At 60.6% G+C, this 16,069-nt stretch carries 12 protein-coding genes and 3 pseudogenes; 9 read left to right on the plus strand and 6 right to left on the minus strand.

Features of this window, described 5'->3' with window-relative positions; genetic code table 11:
* On the minus strand, positions 1-1,051 hold a 1,051-nt coding region (locus AC1DH9_RS16850; protein WP_477808457.1), incomplete at its 3' end, for an MFS transporter.
* A 366-nt stretch (positions 1,052-1,417) separates the two neighbouring features.
* On the opposite strand from AC1DH9_RS16850, the gene AC1DH9_RS16855 reads away from it, so the two are divergent.
* Together AC1DH9_RS16855 and AC1DH9_RS16860 are read left to right on the plus strand one after the other, a co-directional pair.
* Positions 1,418-1,822: an acyl-CoA thioesterase gene (locus AC1DH9_RS16855; protein WP_019694314.1), complete on the plus strand. Its 405-nt coding sequence runs from the start codon at positions 1,418-1,420 to the stop codon at positions 1,820-1,822.
* Positions 1,823-1,895: 73 nt separating this feature from the next.
* A pseudogene (locus AC1DH9_RS16860) lies at positions 1,896-2,626 on the plus strand (D-hexose-6-phosphate mutarotase).
* Positions 2,627-2,768: 142 nt separating this feature from the next.
* Here the strand turns inward: AC1DH9_RS16860 and AC1DH9_RS16865 are convergent.
* The 5 genes and pseudogenes from AC1DH9_RS16865 to AC1DH9_RS16885 form a co-directional block, all read right to left on the minus strand.
* Positions 2,769-3,149 (minus strand): annotated as a pseudogene (locus tag AC1DH9_RS16865) (DUF3299 domain-containing protein); the annotation flags it as partial.
* Between the two features lie 89 nt (positions 3,150-3,238).
* Entirely contained in the window at positions 3,239-3,487 is a 249-nt protein-coding gene (locus tag AC1DH9_RS16870) for a GlsB/YeaQ/YmgE family stress response membrane protein (protein ID WP_103314795.1), read from the minus strand.
* 106 nt (positions 3,488-3,593) lie between these two features.
* Positions 3,594-4,676, minus strand: coding sequence for a 5-(carboxyamino)imidazole ribonucleotide synthase (locus tag AC1DH9_RS16875; protein WP_477808458.1), 1,083 nt, complete (start codon positions 4,674-4,676; stop codon positions 3,594-3,596).
* A gap of 11 nt (positions 4,677-4,687) precedes the next feature.
* On the minus strand, positions 4,688-5,179 hold the full coding sequence (purE, locus tag AC1DH9_RS16880; protein ID WP_019694319.1) for a 5-(carboxyamino)imidazole ribonucleotide mutase: 492 nt from the start codon (positions 5,177-5,179) through the stop codon (positions 4,688-4,690).
* Between the two features lie 319 nt (positions 5,180-5,498).
* Positions 5,499-6,425, minus strand: a complete 927-nt coding sequence (locus AC1DH9_RS16885) for a LysR substrate-binding domain-containing protein (protein ID WP_427541228.1) — start codon at positions 6,423-6,425, stop codon at positions 5,499-5,501.
* 180 nt (positions 6,426-6,605) lie between these two features.
* On the opposite strand from AC1DH9_RS16885, the gene AC1DH9_RS16890 reads away from it, so the two are divergent.
* From AC1DH9_RS16890 to AC1DH9_RS16920, 7 genes and pseudogenes are all read left to right on the plus strand, one after another.
* Positions 6,606-8,030: an aspartate ammonia-lyase gene (locus AC1DH9_RS16890; RefSeq protein ID WP_477808459.1), complete on the plus strand. Its 1,425-nt coding sequence runs from the start codon at positions 6,606-6,608 to the stop codon at positions 8,028-8,030.
* A 484-nt stretch (positions 8,031-8,514) separates the two neighbouring features.
* A complete protein-coding gene (locus AC1DH9_RS16895; RefSeq protein ID WP_347928416.1) occupies positions 8,515-9,966 on the plus strand; it encodes an alanine/glycine:cation symporter family protein in 1,452 nt (483 codons plus the stop codon).
* A 98-nt stretch (positions 9,967-10,064) separates the two neighbouring features.
* Positions 10,065-11,024: pseudogene (locus AC1DH9_RS16900) on the plus strand (asparaginase); the annotation flags it as partial.
* A 164-nt stretch (positions 11,025-11,188) separates the two neighbouring features.
* Positions 11,189-12,181, plus strand: coding sequence for an AraC family transcriptional regulator (locus tag AC1DH9_RS16905; protein ID WP_427541237.1), 993 nt, complete (start codon positions 11,189-11,191; stop codon positions 12,179-12,181).
* A 302-nt stretch (positions 12,182-12,483) separates the two neighbouring features.
* Positions 12,484-13,515, plus strand: coding sequence for a histone deacetylase family protein (locus tag AC1DH9_RS16910; protein ID WP_427541240.1), 1,032 nt, complete (start codon positions 12,484-12,486; stop codon positions 13,513-13,515).
* Positions 13,516-13,527: 12 nt separating this feature from the next.
* Positions 13,528-14,643, plus strand: a complete 1,116-nt coding sequence (locus tag AC1DH9_RS16915) for a polyamine ABC transporter substrate-binding protein (protein WP_427541243.1) — start codon at positions 13,528-13,530, stop codon at positions 14,641-14,643.
* A gap of 699 nt (positions 14,644-15,342) precedes the next feature.
* Positions 15,343-16,069: dermonecrotic toxin domain-containing protein (locus AC1DH9_RS16920; RefSeq protein WP_477808460.1), on the plus strand; the 727-nt coding region annotated here is incomplete at its 3' end.

Below are 16,069 nucleotides of genomic sequence, written 5' to 3' on the forward strand. Positions count from 1 at the left end.
GCGCGTACAGCGGGAACAGCCAGTCGGGGTGATTGAACAGGCTGTGGTAGAAAGTCCAGGACGTCGCCAGCAGCGCTGCGCTGCCAAACACGAACACCCGGCCAGCACCGAAGCGATCCGCCAGCGCGCCGGAGATCACACAGCCCAGGCTCAGGCACACGATAGCCACGCTATTGGCTTGCAGCGCAGTCGTGGCCGAGAAGTGATAAATGGTTTGCAGCACCGTCGGGGTCATCAGAATGACCACGATGATCCCGGCCGACAGCAGCCAGGTCAGCAGCATCGAGATGGCGATGGCGCCGCGATGGTCACGCAGTACGGCACGCAGCGGCACCTCTTCGGCCAGCGCCTTGCGCAGTTGAAGCTCGGCGAACACCGGGGTTTCGTGCAGCCAGCGGCGCAGGTAGACCGAGAACAGGCCAAACACACCGCCGAGCAGGAACGGGATCCGCCAGGCGTAATCAGCCACTTGTTCAGAGGTGTAGAGGCTGTTGATGGCAGTGGCAACCAGCGAGCCGAGCAGGATGCCGGCAGTCAGGCCGCACGTCAGCGTGCCGCAGGCGTAGCCGATATGCCGCTGTGGCACGTGTTCGGAAACGAAGACCCAGGCCCCCGGCACTTCACCGCCAATCGCCGCGCCCTGGATCACCCGCATCAGCAGCAACAGGATCGGCGCCCACAGGCCGATCTGCGCGTACGTCGGCAGCAAGCCCATGATCAGCGTCGGTACGGCCATCATGAAAATGCTCAGGGTGAACATTTTCTTGCGCCCCAGCAGGTCGCCGAAGTGCGCCATGACGATGCCGCCCAGTGGCCGCGCCAGGTAACCGGCGGCAAAGATGCCGAAGGTCTGCATCAGCCGCAGCCACTCGGGCATATCCGCCGGGAAGAACAACTTGCCGACGACCGTGGCGAAGAACACGAAGATGATGAAGTCGTAAAACTCCAGCGCGCCGCCCAAGGCGGAAAGCGACAGTGTCTTGTAGTCGTTACCGGTCAAGGGGCGCGCAGGTTGCGCGGGTGTCGCGATGCTCGATGGCGCTGTGGTCATGGCAAGGGCTTCTCTTGTAGTCAGATCCGCAACCCCAACAACGCTGGCAGGGGCTTGGGCAGGTTCGGCACGATAGCAAATTGTTCGAAAAAGCACAGGAAAGCGCGTATTTGGCAGTCAAAATGAGAACCCGATGGTCGTCTCGAAGTCTACCGACCGATATACTCACAACCGTGCAACACTTTGTAAGGGGTTGCTGTGCGAAAACGTCGTTGGCCTTTGTCAGCCGGTTTCGCAGAGTTTCCCTTTAGCGCGCCTTATGGAAAACGTGACGAACGTAGTATGTTCGGGGCTGAATCGTTTTTCCCAAGACGGCTATTCACCCGCTACATATTCCAAGAGTCACGGCTCAGAGGCACCCCCGGCATGATAGAGCTCGAACAAGAAGATCCTATTCCGCAAGGCGATCTGGCCCTGCAAATCACCGCGCTTCCCCGCGAAACCAACGGCTTTGGCGATATTTTCGGCGGCTGGCTGGTGTCTCAGATGGATTTGGCCGGTACGGCGATGGCCAGCAAGGTCGCGGGCGGACGCGTCGCTACCGTGGCGATCGATCGCATGGCCTTCCTGGTGCCGGTCGCCGTGGGCGCGCAGCTGTCCTTCTATACTCAGGCAACGGAAATCGGCCGCAGCTCGATCAAGATGATGGTCGAGGTCTGGAGCGACGATCCACTGTCCAGTGAATGGCGTAAAGTCACTGAGGCGGTGTTTGTGTTCGTCGCCATCGATGGCAGCGGCCGCACCCGCTCGGTTCCGCCCAGAGCTCGTTAAACCGGGCGAGCGTTAAACCCGGCGGCCGTTTTACGGTCCATTGACGTCATTGATCCTGAACGAGATGTGCAACATGCCGACTCCCAACGTTGAAGCCGTGAAACTGGATGAACTGAACTGCTGGCGCATCCGCCACGGTCAGGCCGAATTGCTGGTGGCCCAGCAAGGCGCGCACATCCTCAGTTATCAACTGGCCGGGCAACCGCCGTTGATCTGGCTCAACGATGAGGCGGTGTTCAAAACCGGCAAAAGCATCCGCGCCGGTGTTCCGGTGTGCTGGCCATGGTTTGGCAACCTGGACCGCAATCCGCCGAGCGTTCAGGCAATGCGCGTCAGCAACGAACCGCCGACCACCTGACCAGCCAAAACCAGGGCAGTACGCCCGTCACCATCAGCCAGGCGCTGCACAGCTACTACGCCGTCAGCGATGTACGCAATGTGCACGTCGAAGGCMTGGACGGGCTGAGCTACATCGAAACCCTGGATAACTGGAAAACCGTCACTCAAACCGGCKACCTGCGTTTTGCCGGGGAGACCGACCGGATCTACCTGAATACACCAGCGCAATTGAGCATCGTCGATCCTGCCTGGGAGCGGCGCATCGAGCTGACCAGCAGCGGCTCGCGCTCGGCGGTGATCTGGAACCCGTGGATCGCACGGGCGGCGCAATTCAGTGACATGGCCGACGACGGCTGGCAGCGCATGCTGTGCATCGAAACGGCGAATGTGATGGATGACGTGGTGACCCTGGCACCAGGGGCGAGTCATACGCTGGGTGTGAGCATCGCCAGCAAAACCCTCTGACACCACAAAACCAATGTGGGAGCGGGCTTGCTCGCGATGAGGCCATAACATTCAACATCTATGTTGACTGTTACACCGCCATCGCGAGCAGGCTCGCTCCCACATTGGATTGCACAAGACTTAAGGGTGCGTTTACAGATCCCAGCACCAATTGGTTAGGCGGCGGTGGCGGCACGTGGATGCAGGCGCCCGGGTACGGCACCAGGAAGAACAGCGTGCTGCGACCCTTGGCATCGGTTTCCAACGGCACGGGATACCCGCCGATGCGGATGTTCTTGTCGTTCATCGACGCCACGGTTTTGGTCGAATACATCACCGCCGGCAACCCCTTGCTCTGCTTCAAGCCACCCTTGTCGGTAAAGGTGCCATTGGCTTCGGGCGAGTTGTGGTCGATTTCAGGCATGGCCTCAAGGGCTTTCTGATCCGACTTGGGCATCAGTTCGAGCCAGTCGGTTTCCGGCAGTTCACCGGCATGAGCCAGGCCAGTGCCCAGCAATAGGAGAGTCAGCAGAAGACGGCGCATGAAATGTGCTCGGCAAAAGGGGAGTCAGTAAATCGTCGAGCATTCTAGCCCTCTCTGCCCGTGCGGCAGAGAGGGCTTTGTCGCTTGAATCAGGTGTTCTTCTTGATCAAACCGTAGATCACCAGCAAAACAATCGCGCCCACCAGTGCACCGATGAAACCCGCGCCTTGGCCAGCCTGATAGATACCCAGCGCCTGGCCGCCGTACGTGGCCGCCAGCGAACCGCCGATGCCGAGCAGGATGGTCATGATCCAGCCCATGCTGTCGTCACCTGGCTTCAGGAAACGAGCCAGCAGGCCAACGATCAATCCGATGAAGATGGTTCCAATTATGTGCATGGCGTTTCCCTCTGAATGATGTAGGTATGCCGAAGCCTAGTCAGGCTTTGGCATCCTGCCATCAGAGAACGACGGCGACCGAAGGTTCCGTCGTTGCCAGATGAAACTATTCGGCGATCAGCGCTTCGACCTTGAGGATCTGCTGCTCCAGCGTGGCTTTGTCGGCGCAACGCAGGTTGGCGTGACCGACCTTGCGACCGACCTTGAATGCCTTGCCGTAGTGGTGCAGATGGCAATCGGCGATAGCGATGACCTTCTCCACCGGCGGTACCACACCGATGAAGTTGAGCATCGCGCTCTCGCCGACCTTGGCGGTCGAACCCAGCGGCAGGCCGGCAACGGCGCGCAGGTGGTTTTCGAACTGGCTGCACTCGGCGCCTTCAGTAGTCCAGTGGCCAGAGTTGTGTACGCGCGGGGCGATTTCGTTGGCCTTGAGGCCACCGTCGACTTCAAAGAACTCGAATGCCATCACGCCGACGTAATCCAGCTGCTTGAGCACGCGGCTGGAGTAATCCTCGGCCAGGGCTTGCAACGGGTGGTCGGTGCTGGCCACGGACAACTTGAGAATGCCGCTGTCGTGGGTGTTGTGGACCAGCGGGTAGAACTTCGTTTCACCATCGCGAGCGCGCACGGCGATCAACGAAACTTCACCGGTGAACGGCACGAAGCCTTCCAGCAAGCAGGCCACGCTGCCCAGCTCGGCGAAGGTACCGACCACATCGGCCGGCGTACGMAGGACTTTCTGGCCCTTGCCGTCGTAACCCAGGGTGCGGGTTTTCAGCACGGCAGGCAGGCCGATGGTGGCTACCGCAGCCTCCAGGTCGGCTTGCGAGTGGATATCGGCGAAGGCCGGCGTCGGAATGCCCAGGTCCTTGRACAGGCTCTTTTCGAACCAGCGATCACGGGCAATTCGCAGCGCTTCGGCACTCGGGTAAACCGGGACGAATTGCGACAGGAAGGCCACGGTTTCGGCAGGGACGCTTTCGAACTCGAAGGTCACCAGGTCGACTTCATCGGCCAACTGACGCAGGTGATCCTGATCACCGTAATCGGCCCGCAGATGTTCACCCAGCGCCGCTGCACAGGCATCCGGCGCGGGGTCCAGAAAAGCGAAGTTCATTCCCAGCGGCGTACCTGCCAGGGCTAACATGCGACCCAACTGGCCGCCACCGATTACACCGATCTTCATCGTCAACAACCTCAGGCGATGCGTGGGTCTGGATTGTCCAGGACGCTGTCTGTCTGCTCAGCACGGAAGGTTTTCAGCACCGCGTGGAATTGCGGGTGCTTGGCGCCTAGGATACTTGCCGAAAGCAGGGCTGCGTTGATCGCGCCGGCCTTGCCGATGGCCAGGGTAGCGACCGGGATGCCCGCAGGCATCTGCACGATCGACAGCAGCGAATCGACGCCCGAAAGCATCGACGACTGCACCGGTACGCCCAGCACCGGCAGGTGGGTCTTGGCCGCACACATGCCGGGCAAGTGGGCCGCGCCGCCGGCACCGGCGATAATCACCTCGATGCCACGGGCCTCGGCCTCTTCGGCGTACTGGAACAGCAGGTCCGGGGTGCGGTGGGCAGAGACCACTTTCACCTCGTAAGGGATGCCGAGCTTTTCCAGCATATCGGCGGTGTGGCTAAGGGTGGACCAATCGGACTTGGAGCCCATGATCACGCCAACCAGTGCGCTCATCGTCGTGCCTCTTCTCTCTGGGCGCCCGCAGGCGCGTCAAAAAACAACAAGCCACGCAAATGCGTGGCTTGTTGTACGAATTATGGCCAGACGAACCGGCCGAAGGCCGCGCAGTATACCTCAATGAAGCAGATAAACAGCCCCCCGCGCGACCATCTGTCATACGGCGCAAAGCACCGGTTTTATTGACTTGAAGGTCAATCCAATACAACACGAATCCCTTGTGGGAGCGAGCCTGCTCGCGATAGCGTCAGGACATTCAATATTGATGTTGAATGTTAGTCCGTCATCGCGAGCAGGCTCGCTCCCACAGGGTTCTTCATTGTGCTCCAGAGCCAGGCGTACCCTGCGCTGCGCTGCCTTCCAGCTTGCGCCACAATAACCGTACGTTGGCCTTGCGCACCAGCGCACAGCGGTACAAACGAATTTCCAGTGGCACGTGCCATTGCGGGCCACCGCAGACCACCAGCTCGCCGCGCGCCAGTTCGGCACGCACGCTGAGCTGCGGCACCCAGGCGATGCCCAGCCCTTCCAGCGCCATGCTTTTCAGGCTGTCGGCCATGGCGGTTTCATAAATGGTGGTGAAACGCAGCGCGCGCTGGCGCAGCAGCATGTTCACCGAACGCCCGAGAAAAGCCCCGGCGCTGTAGGCCAGCAGTGGCACGCTGGACTCGCCTTCAAGGTCAAACAGCGGTTTGCCATCCGCATCGGCCGCACAAACCGGGAGCATTTCGGTGTCGCCCAAGTGCAGTGACGGAAAAATCTCCGGGTCCATTTGCATGGCCGCATCCGGGTCGTAAAACGCCAGCATCAGGTCGCAGCCGCCTTCGCGCAACGCGTGCACGGCGTCGCCAACGTTGGTTGCCACCAGCCGCGTGGCAATGTTCAGGCCTTCATTGCGCAACTGCGCGATCCAGCGCGGAAAGAAACCCAGGGCCAGGGAGTGAGCAGCAGCGACTTGCATCACTTCGCCCTGCCCGCCTTCGAGGTGATGCAAATGCCGCAGCACTTCGCCGAGCTGTTCGACCACCGTACGCGCCGTGACCAGAAACAACTGGCCCGCCGCCGTCAGCTCGATGGGTGTGCGCGAGCGATTGACCAGGGTCAGCCCCAGCGCGGCTTCCAGGCTGCGGATCCGCCGGCTGAATGCCGGCTGAGTCACAAAGCGCCGTTCGGCGGCCTGCGAAAAGCTGCGGGTGGCGGCCAAGGCACTAAAGTCCTCAAGCCATTTGCTTTCCAGATTCATCACGTCCTCCCGGACACGCACCAATTTAGGTCACACGCTCGCCGTACACACGGCGTCACACGGGCATTATGCCGAATGTGCATAGGGCAGTGCTTAACAGCATTGGCCCAAAATTTTCCACAAGCCTAGCATTCGCAGCGTTCCGGCACAGACCGGGTCCATATCGAGATGATTTCTATCATGTCTTCCGCTGCATCTTTCCGCACAGAAAAAGACCTGCTTGGCGTACTCGAAGTACCAGCTCAAGCGTATTACGGTATCCAGACCCTGCGAGCGGTGAACAACTTCCGTCTCTCCGGCGTTCCGATTTCGCATTACCCGAAGCTGGTTGTGGGTCTGGCAATGGTCAAGCAGGCTGCTGCTGACGCCAACCGCGAGCTGGGTCACCTGAGCGAAGTCAAGCACGCGGCCATCAGCGAAGCGTGTGCCCGTCTGATCCGCGGCGATTTCCACGAAGAATTCGTGGTGGACATGATTCAAGGCGGCGCGGGCACTTCAACCAACATGAATGCCAACGAAGTCATCGCCAACATCGCGCTGGAGGCCATGGGCCACAGCAAGGGCGAATACCAATACCTGCACCCGAACAACGACGTGAACATGGCGCAGTCGACCAACGACGCCTACCCGACGGCCATCCGTCTGGGCCTGCTGTTGGGTCACGACGCCCTGCTCGCCAGCCTCGACAGCCTGATCCAGTCGTTCGCTGCCAAAGGTGAAGAATTCAGCCACGTCCTGAAGATGGGTCGTACCCAGCTGCAAGACGCCGTGCCGATGACCCTTGGCCAGGAAYTCCGCGCCTTCGCCACCACCCTGAGCGAAGACCTGGCACGCCTGAAGACACTGGCACCGGAACTGCTGACCGAAGTGAACCTGGGCGGCACCGCGATTGGTACCGGCATCAACGCCGACCCGCGCTACCAGCACCTGGCTGTTCAGCGCCTGGCACTGATCAGCGGTCAACCGCTGGTACCGGCCGCCGACCTGATCGAAGCGACTTCCGACATGGGCGCCTTCGTGCTGTTCTCCGGCATGCTCAAGCGTACCGCGGTCAAGCTGTCGAAGATCTGCAACGACTTGCGCCTGCTGTCCAGCGGCCCACGCACCGGCATCAACGAAATCAACCTGCCAGCGCGTCAGCCAGGCAGCTCGATCATGCCAGGCAAGGTCAACCCGGTTATTCCGGAAGCCGTTAACCAGGTGGCCTTCCAGATCATCGGTAACGACCTGGCACTGACCATCGCGGCCGAAGGCGGCCAGCTGCAACTGAACGTGATGGAGCCGTTGATCGCCTTCAAGATCTTCGACTCGATCCGCCTGCTGCAACGCGCCATGGACATGCTGCGCGAGCACTGCATCGTCGGCATCACCGCCAACGAAGCCCGCTGCCGTGAACTGGTTGAACACTCGATCGGTCTGGTCACCGCGCTGAACCCGTACATCGGCTATGAAAACGCCACCCGCATCGCCCGTGTTGCTCTTGAAAGCGGCCGCGGCGTGCTGGAACTGGTGCGCGAAGAAGGCCTGCTCGACGACGCGATGCTCGCCGACATCCTGCGCCCGGAAAACATGATTGCTCCGCGTCTGGTACCACTGAAAGCCTAACGCTGTAGTGACTGCTCACCAGGTCGAGGGACTAGACACCTCTCACCTTTTGAGGGCCTGGAGTTCATTCTCCAGGCCCTTTTTTTTAACTCTTTTGCAGGAAAAAGACTTCTGTGGAAGCGAGCCTGATCGCGATGAGCGATAACGCGGAGCCTCTGATAAACCGCGGTGTCTGCATCGCGAGCAAGCTCGCTCCTACATGAGCCTGACTCGAAAAAGTCAGGTGTTTCAAAGCTTCGTTTCGTCGCTTGCACCACAACCGTGCAGACGGACGCCGCACTGATCGGTATAGTGCCGCCCCTCTTCGCGTGAGCGGTCGTCGGTAACGAGGCCATAACCCATGCGGAACCCGAACTAATAACAAACCCGCGATTTGCATCCGGGACGAACATCGCCCCATCCGTTGTGCCGTGCACAGACCGGTGTAACGCGATGTTTCGAACCGCCAACAATCGCCTACACAAAAAACAGCGAGGAATACTCCATGCTCGAAGTCATCAACGACTTCCTCTCAGGGAAAGTACTGATCGTGCTCATTGTCGGGCTCGGTAGCTACTTCACGATCCGCTCGCGTTTCGTCCAATTGCGTCACTTCCTACACATGTTCTCGGTCTTCAAAGAGAGCCTGCGCAGCAGCAGCGAGCAACTCAGCTCGTTCCAGGCCCTGATGCTCAGCCTCGCCGGCCGCGTCGGCGCAGGCAATATCGCGGGTGTCGGCATCGCCGTGACCCTCGGTGGCCCAGGCGCAGTGTTCTGGATGTGGGTGACCGCACTGGTCGGCATGTCCAGCAGCTTCTTCGAATGCTCCCTCGGCCAGCTCTATAAGCGCTGCGACTCCGAAGGTCAGTACCGCGGCGGCCCGTCCTACTACATCCAGCACGGCCTGCAGAAGCGCTGGTTGGGCATGATCATGGCATTCCTGTTGCTGGTGACCTTCGGGTTCGCCTTCAACGGCCTGCAATCCCATGCCGTGACCCACTCGCTCAATAACGCCTTCGGCCTGAACACCACCTACACCGGCCTGGGCCTGGCGGTGCTGTTGGGCCTGGTGTTTATCGGCGGGATCAAGCGGATCGCCAAAGTGGCCGACCTGCTGGTACCGGTGAAGACCCTGGTCTACATCGGCGTGACCATCTACGTGATCGTGCTGCAATTCGACCATGTGCCGGGCATGCTGATGACCATCGTCAAGAGCGCATTCGGTCTGGACCAGGCCTTCGGTGGCCTGATCGGCAGCGCCATCGTCATGGGCGTGAAGCGCGGCGTGTTCGCCAACGAAGCCGGCCTGGGCAGTGCGCCTAACGTCGCAGCCGTGGCTTCGGTCGAGCACCCGGTCGCACAAGGCGTGGTTCAGGCGTTCAGCGTGTTCCTCGACACCTTCGTGATCTGCACCTGCACTGCATTGCTGATCTTGCTGTCGGGCTTCTACACACCAGGCTTCGAAGGCGACGGCATTGCCCTGACCCAGAACTCCCTGGCCGCCGTAGTCGGTGATTGGGGCCGGATGTTCATCAGCGTCGCGCTGGCGTTGTTCGTGTTCACCTCGATCCTCTACAACTACTACCTGGGCGAGAGCAACCTGCGCTTCCTGGTCGGTGAAAACCGCAAGGTGCTGATCGGCTACCGCGCATTGGTACTGGCGTTGATCTTCTGGGGTGCGATCGAAAACCTGAGCACCGTGTTCGCCTTCGCCGACATCACCATGACCATGCTCGCGTTTGTGAACCTGATCGCCTTGTTCCTGCTGTTCAACGTTGGCATGCGCATCCTGAATGACTACGACGCTCAACGCCGCGCCGGGATCAAGACCCCAGTGTTCGATTCGAGCAAATTCCCGGACCTGGACCTGGACCTCAAAGCCTGGCCAGCCAACCCGCCAGCCGCCGCTCCGAAAGCCGAAGCCGAGCCGCAAGGCGTGACCGCAGCGCAACGCTGATCGGTAAACGACGGGCGCATACCCTGCGCCCGTCAGCTAAAGTGAACTACCTGTGGGAGCGAGCCTGCTCGCGATAGCGGACTGACAGTCAACATCACTACACCGGTGGCACCATTGGCATGCAAGCCAGCGCCAACGGTCTGGCCCCGGCGTCCGGCTTCGAAGCCCGGATGCGTGACTACCTGCATAGCCAGCCTGATCTGGTGGTGCCGAACTGGCGCTTCCGAGAAATGACCCCGCTGATCGACAGCGCCAACATGACCCCGGCCTACTGGCAGCGCCTGCGCGACGCGGTCATCGAAGCGGTCGACGTCGACGGCTGCGACAGCGTGCTGATCCTGCACGGCACCGACACCCTGGCCTACAGCGCCGCCGCCATGAGTTTCCAATTGCTCGGCCTGCCCGCACGGGTGCTGTTCACCGGCTCCATGCTGCCGGCCGGTGTGCCTGACAGCGATGCYTGGGAAAACCTCGGCGGTGCGCTTGTCGCCCTCGGCCAAGGCCTGGCACCGGGCGTGCAGTTGTACTTCCACGGCGAGCTGCTGGACCCGACCCGTTGCGCGAAGATTCGCAGCTTCGGCCGGCACCCGTTTGCTCGTTTGAAACGCCAGGGCGGAGGCGTCAAGGCACCTGTTCTGCCAGCAGCGCTTGAGTACCGTCAGAGCAAGCAACTGGCCAAGGTCGGTGTGCTGCCACTGTTTCCCGGAATCGGCGCGCAGCAGCTCGATGGTGTGCTGAATAGCGGCATCCAGGGTCTGGTGCTGGAATGCTTCGGCAGCGGCACCGGCCCGAGCGATAACCCTGAGTTCCTCGCCAGTCTCGCGCGTGCGCGGGATCAGGGGATCGTGGTGGTCGCGATCACCCAGTGCCATGAAGGCGGGGTTGAGCTGGATGTCTACGAGGCCGGCAGTCGTTTGCGCGGCGTGGGCGTGTTGTCCGGCGGCGGCATGACCCGTGAAGCGGCGCTTGGCAAATTGCACGCGCTGTTGGGTGCAGATCTGGATACCGCTGAGGTTCGGCGGCTGGTAGAACTCGACCTTTGCGGCGAACTGATCTGACACCACACAAAACCTGTGGGAGCGAGCCTGCTCGCGATAGCGGTCAACCATTCAACACTGATGTTGACTGATACACCGTCATCGCGAGCAGGCTCGCTCCCACAAGGTTCGTGGCTCGGCATATAACTTGCTCTTTTCCAGCTACCCAAAGGCCGGAATCGCCCATGCTCCACTCCCACCTCACGACCCTTAATGCCGTTTCCCTGGTGCTCAACGCCTTCAAGGCCGATGGGCTTTCAAGTGAGGCGCTGCTGGCCGGCAGCGGCATCAGCGCCGCGGATCTGAGCCGCGCCGACACGCGAATCACCACCAACCAGGAAATGCAGGTTTGCGCCAACGCGGTCGCGCTCAAGCGTGACATCGGCCTGGAACTGGGCCGGCGGATGCATGTTTCGTCCTACGGCATACTCGGTTATGCCCTGCTCACCAGTGCCACCTTCGGTGACGCTTTGCGTCTGGCGCTGCGTTATCCGGCGCTGCTGGGAACACTTTTCGAGCTAAGCCTTGAGGACGATGGCGAGCGAATCTGGTTCGCCGCCGCCGACTACCGGGAAAATCCGGCACTGGCGGTGTTCAACGCCGAGTTCTGCCTGGTCTCGCTGAAAGTCATCTGTGACGACCTGCTCGGTCATCCCCTGCCGCTGTTGGGTGCTCGCTTCGAACATTCGGCACCGGATTATCAGGCCAGCTACGCAACGCACTTTGATTGCCCCCTGCGCTTCGACTGCACCGATAACGCCTTCGCCTTTGACAAACACTGGCTTGACCAGCCCTTGCCGCTGGCCGACAGCATCACCCATCAGGCCATGGCCGAACGCTGTCGCAAGCAGAACACCGAATTCACTGGACGCCAGGCGTGGCTGGGGCGGATCCGCCAACTGCTCACCGCCCAACTCGACGCCGCGCCGGGCCTTGAAGGCCTGGCCGAACAGATGAACTGCTCGGCGCGGACTCTGCGCCGACACCTGAAGGATCTGGGGTGCAGCTATCAGGAATTGCTCGACGAACTGCGCTTCGAGCGTGCCAAGCAGATGCTGTACGAAGATCAGCTGCCGATCTATCGCATCGCCGAGGCGCTGGGCTTCAGCGAGACTGCAAGTTTCCGCCACGCGTTTGTACGCTGGAGCGGCGTGGCGCCGAGCCAGTTCAGGCCTTGAGTGCTGTGGTTTTCTGGCCACCGTCATCGCGAGCAGGCTCGCTCCCACATTGGATCTGTGATCAACGCAAATCCTCTGTGGGAGCGAGCCTGCTCGCGATAGCGCCCTCAAGAACACTCGGAATCCCGCAGACAGCTCAGCATTCCATGCCCTTGGCTGGCGCACACTCGCGCCAATAAGGGGCGAATTCCGGTCACAGGTTTTGGCCATATTTATCCCCTTTTGGCCTTTCCTGCCGTTCTCTGAAACGCTGCACGCCGCAAGACTGTGTTCAACCGAATCAGCCTGCGGAGAACAAGAAAATGCTGACGATCTACTCGGACGATCACCACCTGCACCACGGACGCTGCGAATTGATGGACGGGCAACTGATGCCCTGCTTCGAAATGCCCTCGCGGGCCGACCACGTTCTGGCGCGCGTTCAATCCCGCAGCCTGGGGCCGGTGCAAGCGCCGCAGGATTTTGGCCTGGGGCCGATCCAGCGCATCCACAGCGACGACTACCTGACCTTCTTCAAAGGCGCCTGGCAGCGCTGGACCGAGTTCGAACGCGACGGCGATTTGCTGCCCTATACCTGGCCCGCACGCACCCTGCGCACGGTCATCCCGAAAAGCCTGCACGGCCAACTCGGCTATTACAGCTTCGACGGCGGCGCACCGATCACCGCCGGCACCTGGCAAGCCGCCTATAGCGCGGCGCAAGTCGCGCTGACCGCCCAGGCTGCGATCCAACGCGGTGCGCGCAGTGCGTTTGCCCTGTGCCGTCCACCGGGACATCACGCCGCCAGCGACTTGATGGGCGGTTATTGCTACCTCAACAACGCCGCCATCGCCGCCCAGGCGTTCCTCGATCAAGGCCACCAGAAAGTCGCGATCCTCGACGTCGACTACCACCACGGCAACGGCACCCAATCGATTTTCTATCAGCGCAGCGATGTGCTGTTCACCTCGATCCACGGCCACCCGGAAGCTGAATTTCCATTCTTCCTCGGCTACGAAGACGAGCGCGGCGAAGGTGCGGGTGAAGGATTCAATTTCAACTACCCGTTGCCCGCAGGTTCCGGCTGGGACACCTGGAGCGCAGCGCTGGAACAGGCCTGCAAAGAGATCGAACGCTACGGCGCCGACATCGTGGTCGTGTCCCTGGGCGTCGACACCTTCAAGGACGATCCGATCTCCCAGTTCAAGCTCGACAGCCCGGATTACCTGGCGATGGGCGAACGCATCGGCGCCCTTGGCAAGCCGACCCTGTTCGTGATGGAAGGCGGCTACGCGGTGGAAGAAATCGGCATCAATGCCGTGAACGTTCTCGAAGGTTTCAAAAGCGCCCAATGAGGAATTAGAACAATGAACCGACTCAAGCGTTTGATCGTCCCAGCACTCTTCACCACAGTGGCATGCACCACGGTCCTCAGCGGCGCCGTACACGCCGAAGAGCGCACCTTGCGGGTCTACAACTGGTTCGACTACATCACCCCCAAGGCACTGGAAGACTTCAAGGCCGAGAACACCAAGGTCAAACTGGTCTACGACATTTTCGACACCAACGAAGCGCTGGAAGCCAAACTGCTCACCGGCAATTCCGGTTACGACGTGGTGGTGCCGTCCAACGTGTTTCTCGCCAAGCAGATCGAAGCCGGGGTATTCCAGCCACTGGACCGCAGCAAACTACCGAACTGGAACCACCTCGACCCCAAGCTGATGAAGCTGATCGAAGCCAACGACCCGGGCAACAAATTCGCCGTGCCGTACATGTACGGCACTATCCTGATCGGCTTCAACCCGGACAAGGTCAAGGCCGCGCTGGGTACCAACGCACCGGTGGACAGCTGGGACCTGATCTTCAAGGAAGAGAACATCAGCAAACTCAAGCAGTGCGGCGTGGCCTTGCTCGACTCGCCGTCGGAGATCCTGCCGCTGGCCCTGCAGCACCTGGGTCTGGACCCGAACAGCAAAAAGCCGGATGACTACATCAAGGCTGAAGCGCTGCTGATGAAGATTCGCCCGTACATCACCTACTTCCACTCGTCCAAGTACATGGCCGACATCGCCAACGGTGATATCTGCGTCGCCGTCGGTTACTCCGGCAGCTTCTCCCAGGCCGCCAACCGCGCCAAGGATGCCAAGAACGGAGTCATCGTCGACATGCGGCTGCCGAAGGAAGGCGCACCGATCTGGTTCGACATGCTCGCGATCCCGAAAGGGGCAAAAGACCCGGAAGACGCCTACACCTTCATGAACTACCTGTTGCAACCGAAAGTCATTGCGCCGGTCAGCGACTTTGTCGGTTATCCAAACCCGAACAAGGACGCCACGGAAATGGTCGACCCGGCGATCCGCAGCAACCCGAATCTGTACCCGACCGAAGCGGCCATGAGCACGCTCTACACCCTGCAACCGTTGCCGCGCGATGCGGAACGGGCGCGGACCCGGGCCTGGACCAAGATCAAGTCGGGCACCTGAAACGCTCGCCCCACTGAAACCGAAGACCCGCAACGATGCGGGTCTTTTTGTTGATGGCCCTAAATAAATACCACCAGGTCCTCCCCCCCGCCCTCTACCTTGCGATTTGCCCAATCGGCGGTGCACCCGATCGCCAGCAAAACATCATAAGGAAATGGCCATGCCCGACAGTTCAACCACCAGGCCGGTATCCGGCGCCTCGGTCCCCCTCTTCAGTGATTTGCTAAGGCAACTGTCCTCCGGCCCCTCAATCCGCGAGGTTGCCTCAACCGCACTGCGGCCGGCACTCAAAGCGCTGTACCCTCAACTGGACATCAATCCTGCTCTCGTCTTCGTCGTGACGCCGACATGGCAAATCATCGAGGGGAAAGTGGTGCCCGGCATCCGTCGGGTTGAATCACTCACAGGTACGCTGGTCAGGCACAGCCTGCGCAAAACAGCCGTGACCTATATCGATGGCGAACATTACCTCTCGCGGCAACCGAACGGTGACCCACCGATCCAGCTCCCGGTCAAAATCGATGCGATCGGACGCCTGATCAATGAGCTCGCGCCGTTGCTATTCGTGGCGTATCAAGAACAGCAACTGGACTTCTGGAACCAGACCGGCAGCGCGGCAATGCCCCGTTGGCAGGAACTGTCTCGCTCGCTGCGCAATATCTGGGATGTTCGCGGTGTCAAAGGCTGGGACGACGACCAGTGCGCAATGGCCCGCAACCTCTTCAATTACCCGGACCTGGCGGAACGGTTACCCCACGACAAGTACCTGAGCAGAACCTATCTGATCGATCTGGATATTCAGGATGGCGAGACGTCGAAACACCTGCGCCTCCTCGATATCGCGGTGCTGATTGGCGTTGTCGGGCAACGCACACTGATCCTCACGTATTCGATTGCCAACGATTTCCAGTCGTTCGACTCCCTGGCGTCTGGGGCACCTTCGTGCTTCCCGGCAAGACCGATATCACCAGAATTCCTCTCACCGAACTCGCACTGGAAAACCTGATTGCGATCCCTCTTGGCAACAAGGTCGTGCATTGCAAAAACGCTGATGCGGTCCCGGTATGGATGACACCCACCTACCTCGAAGGACTGGTGAGTCAGGTAAACATCGGCCAGACCTACCCCGCACTCATCAAGCGCACATTGATCGACRCCACCCTGGACTCACAGCGCAGACAAAACCTCTACACCCGTCATTTGCGTCTGCAACTGCCACTGCTGGCACTGCAAAACAAAATCCGCGGCGAGGCCGGCATCGATGAGCGAGGCTATCGATACGTGGCCGCTGTCATGGCGTCTTCCAGCGAAAACCGCCAAGTGGACGGGCATGAGATCGTCATGCGCCCGCTGGCCTTCTTCCCGAGTCTCGAACCTGACGCAACGCCCGATGAGGTCGATAACATGTTCGTGATCGGCCCAAGGG

The sequence above is a fragment of the Pseudomonas sp. 05T35 genome (assembly GCF_056396605.1).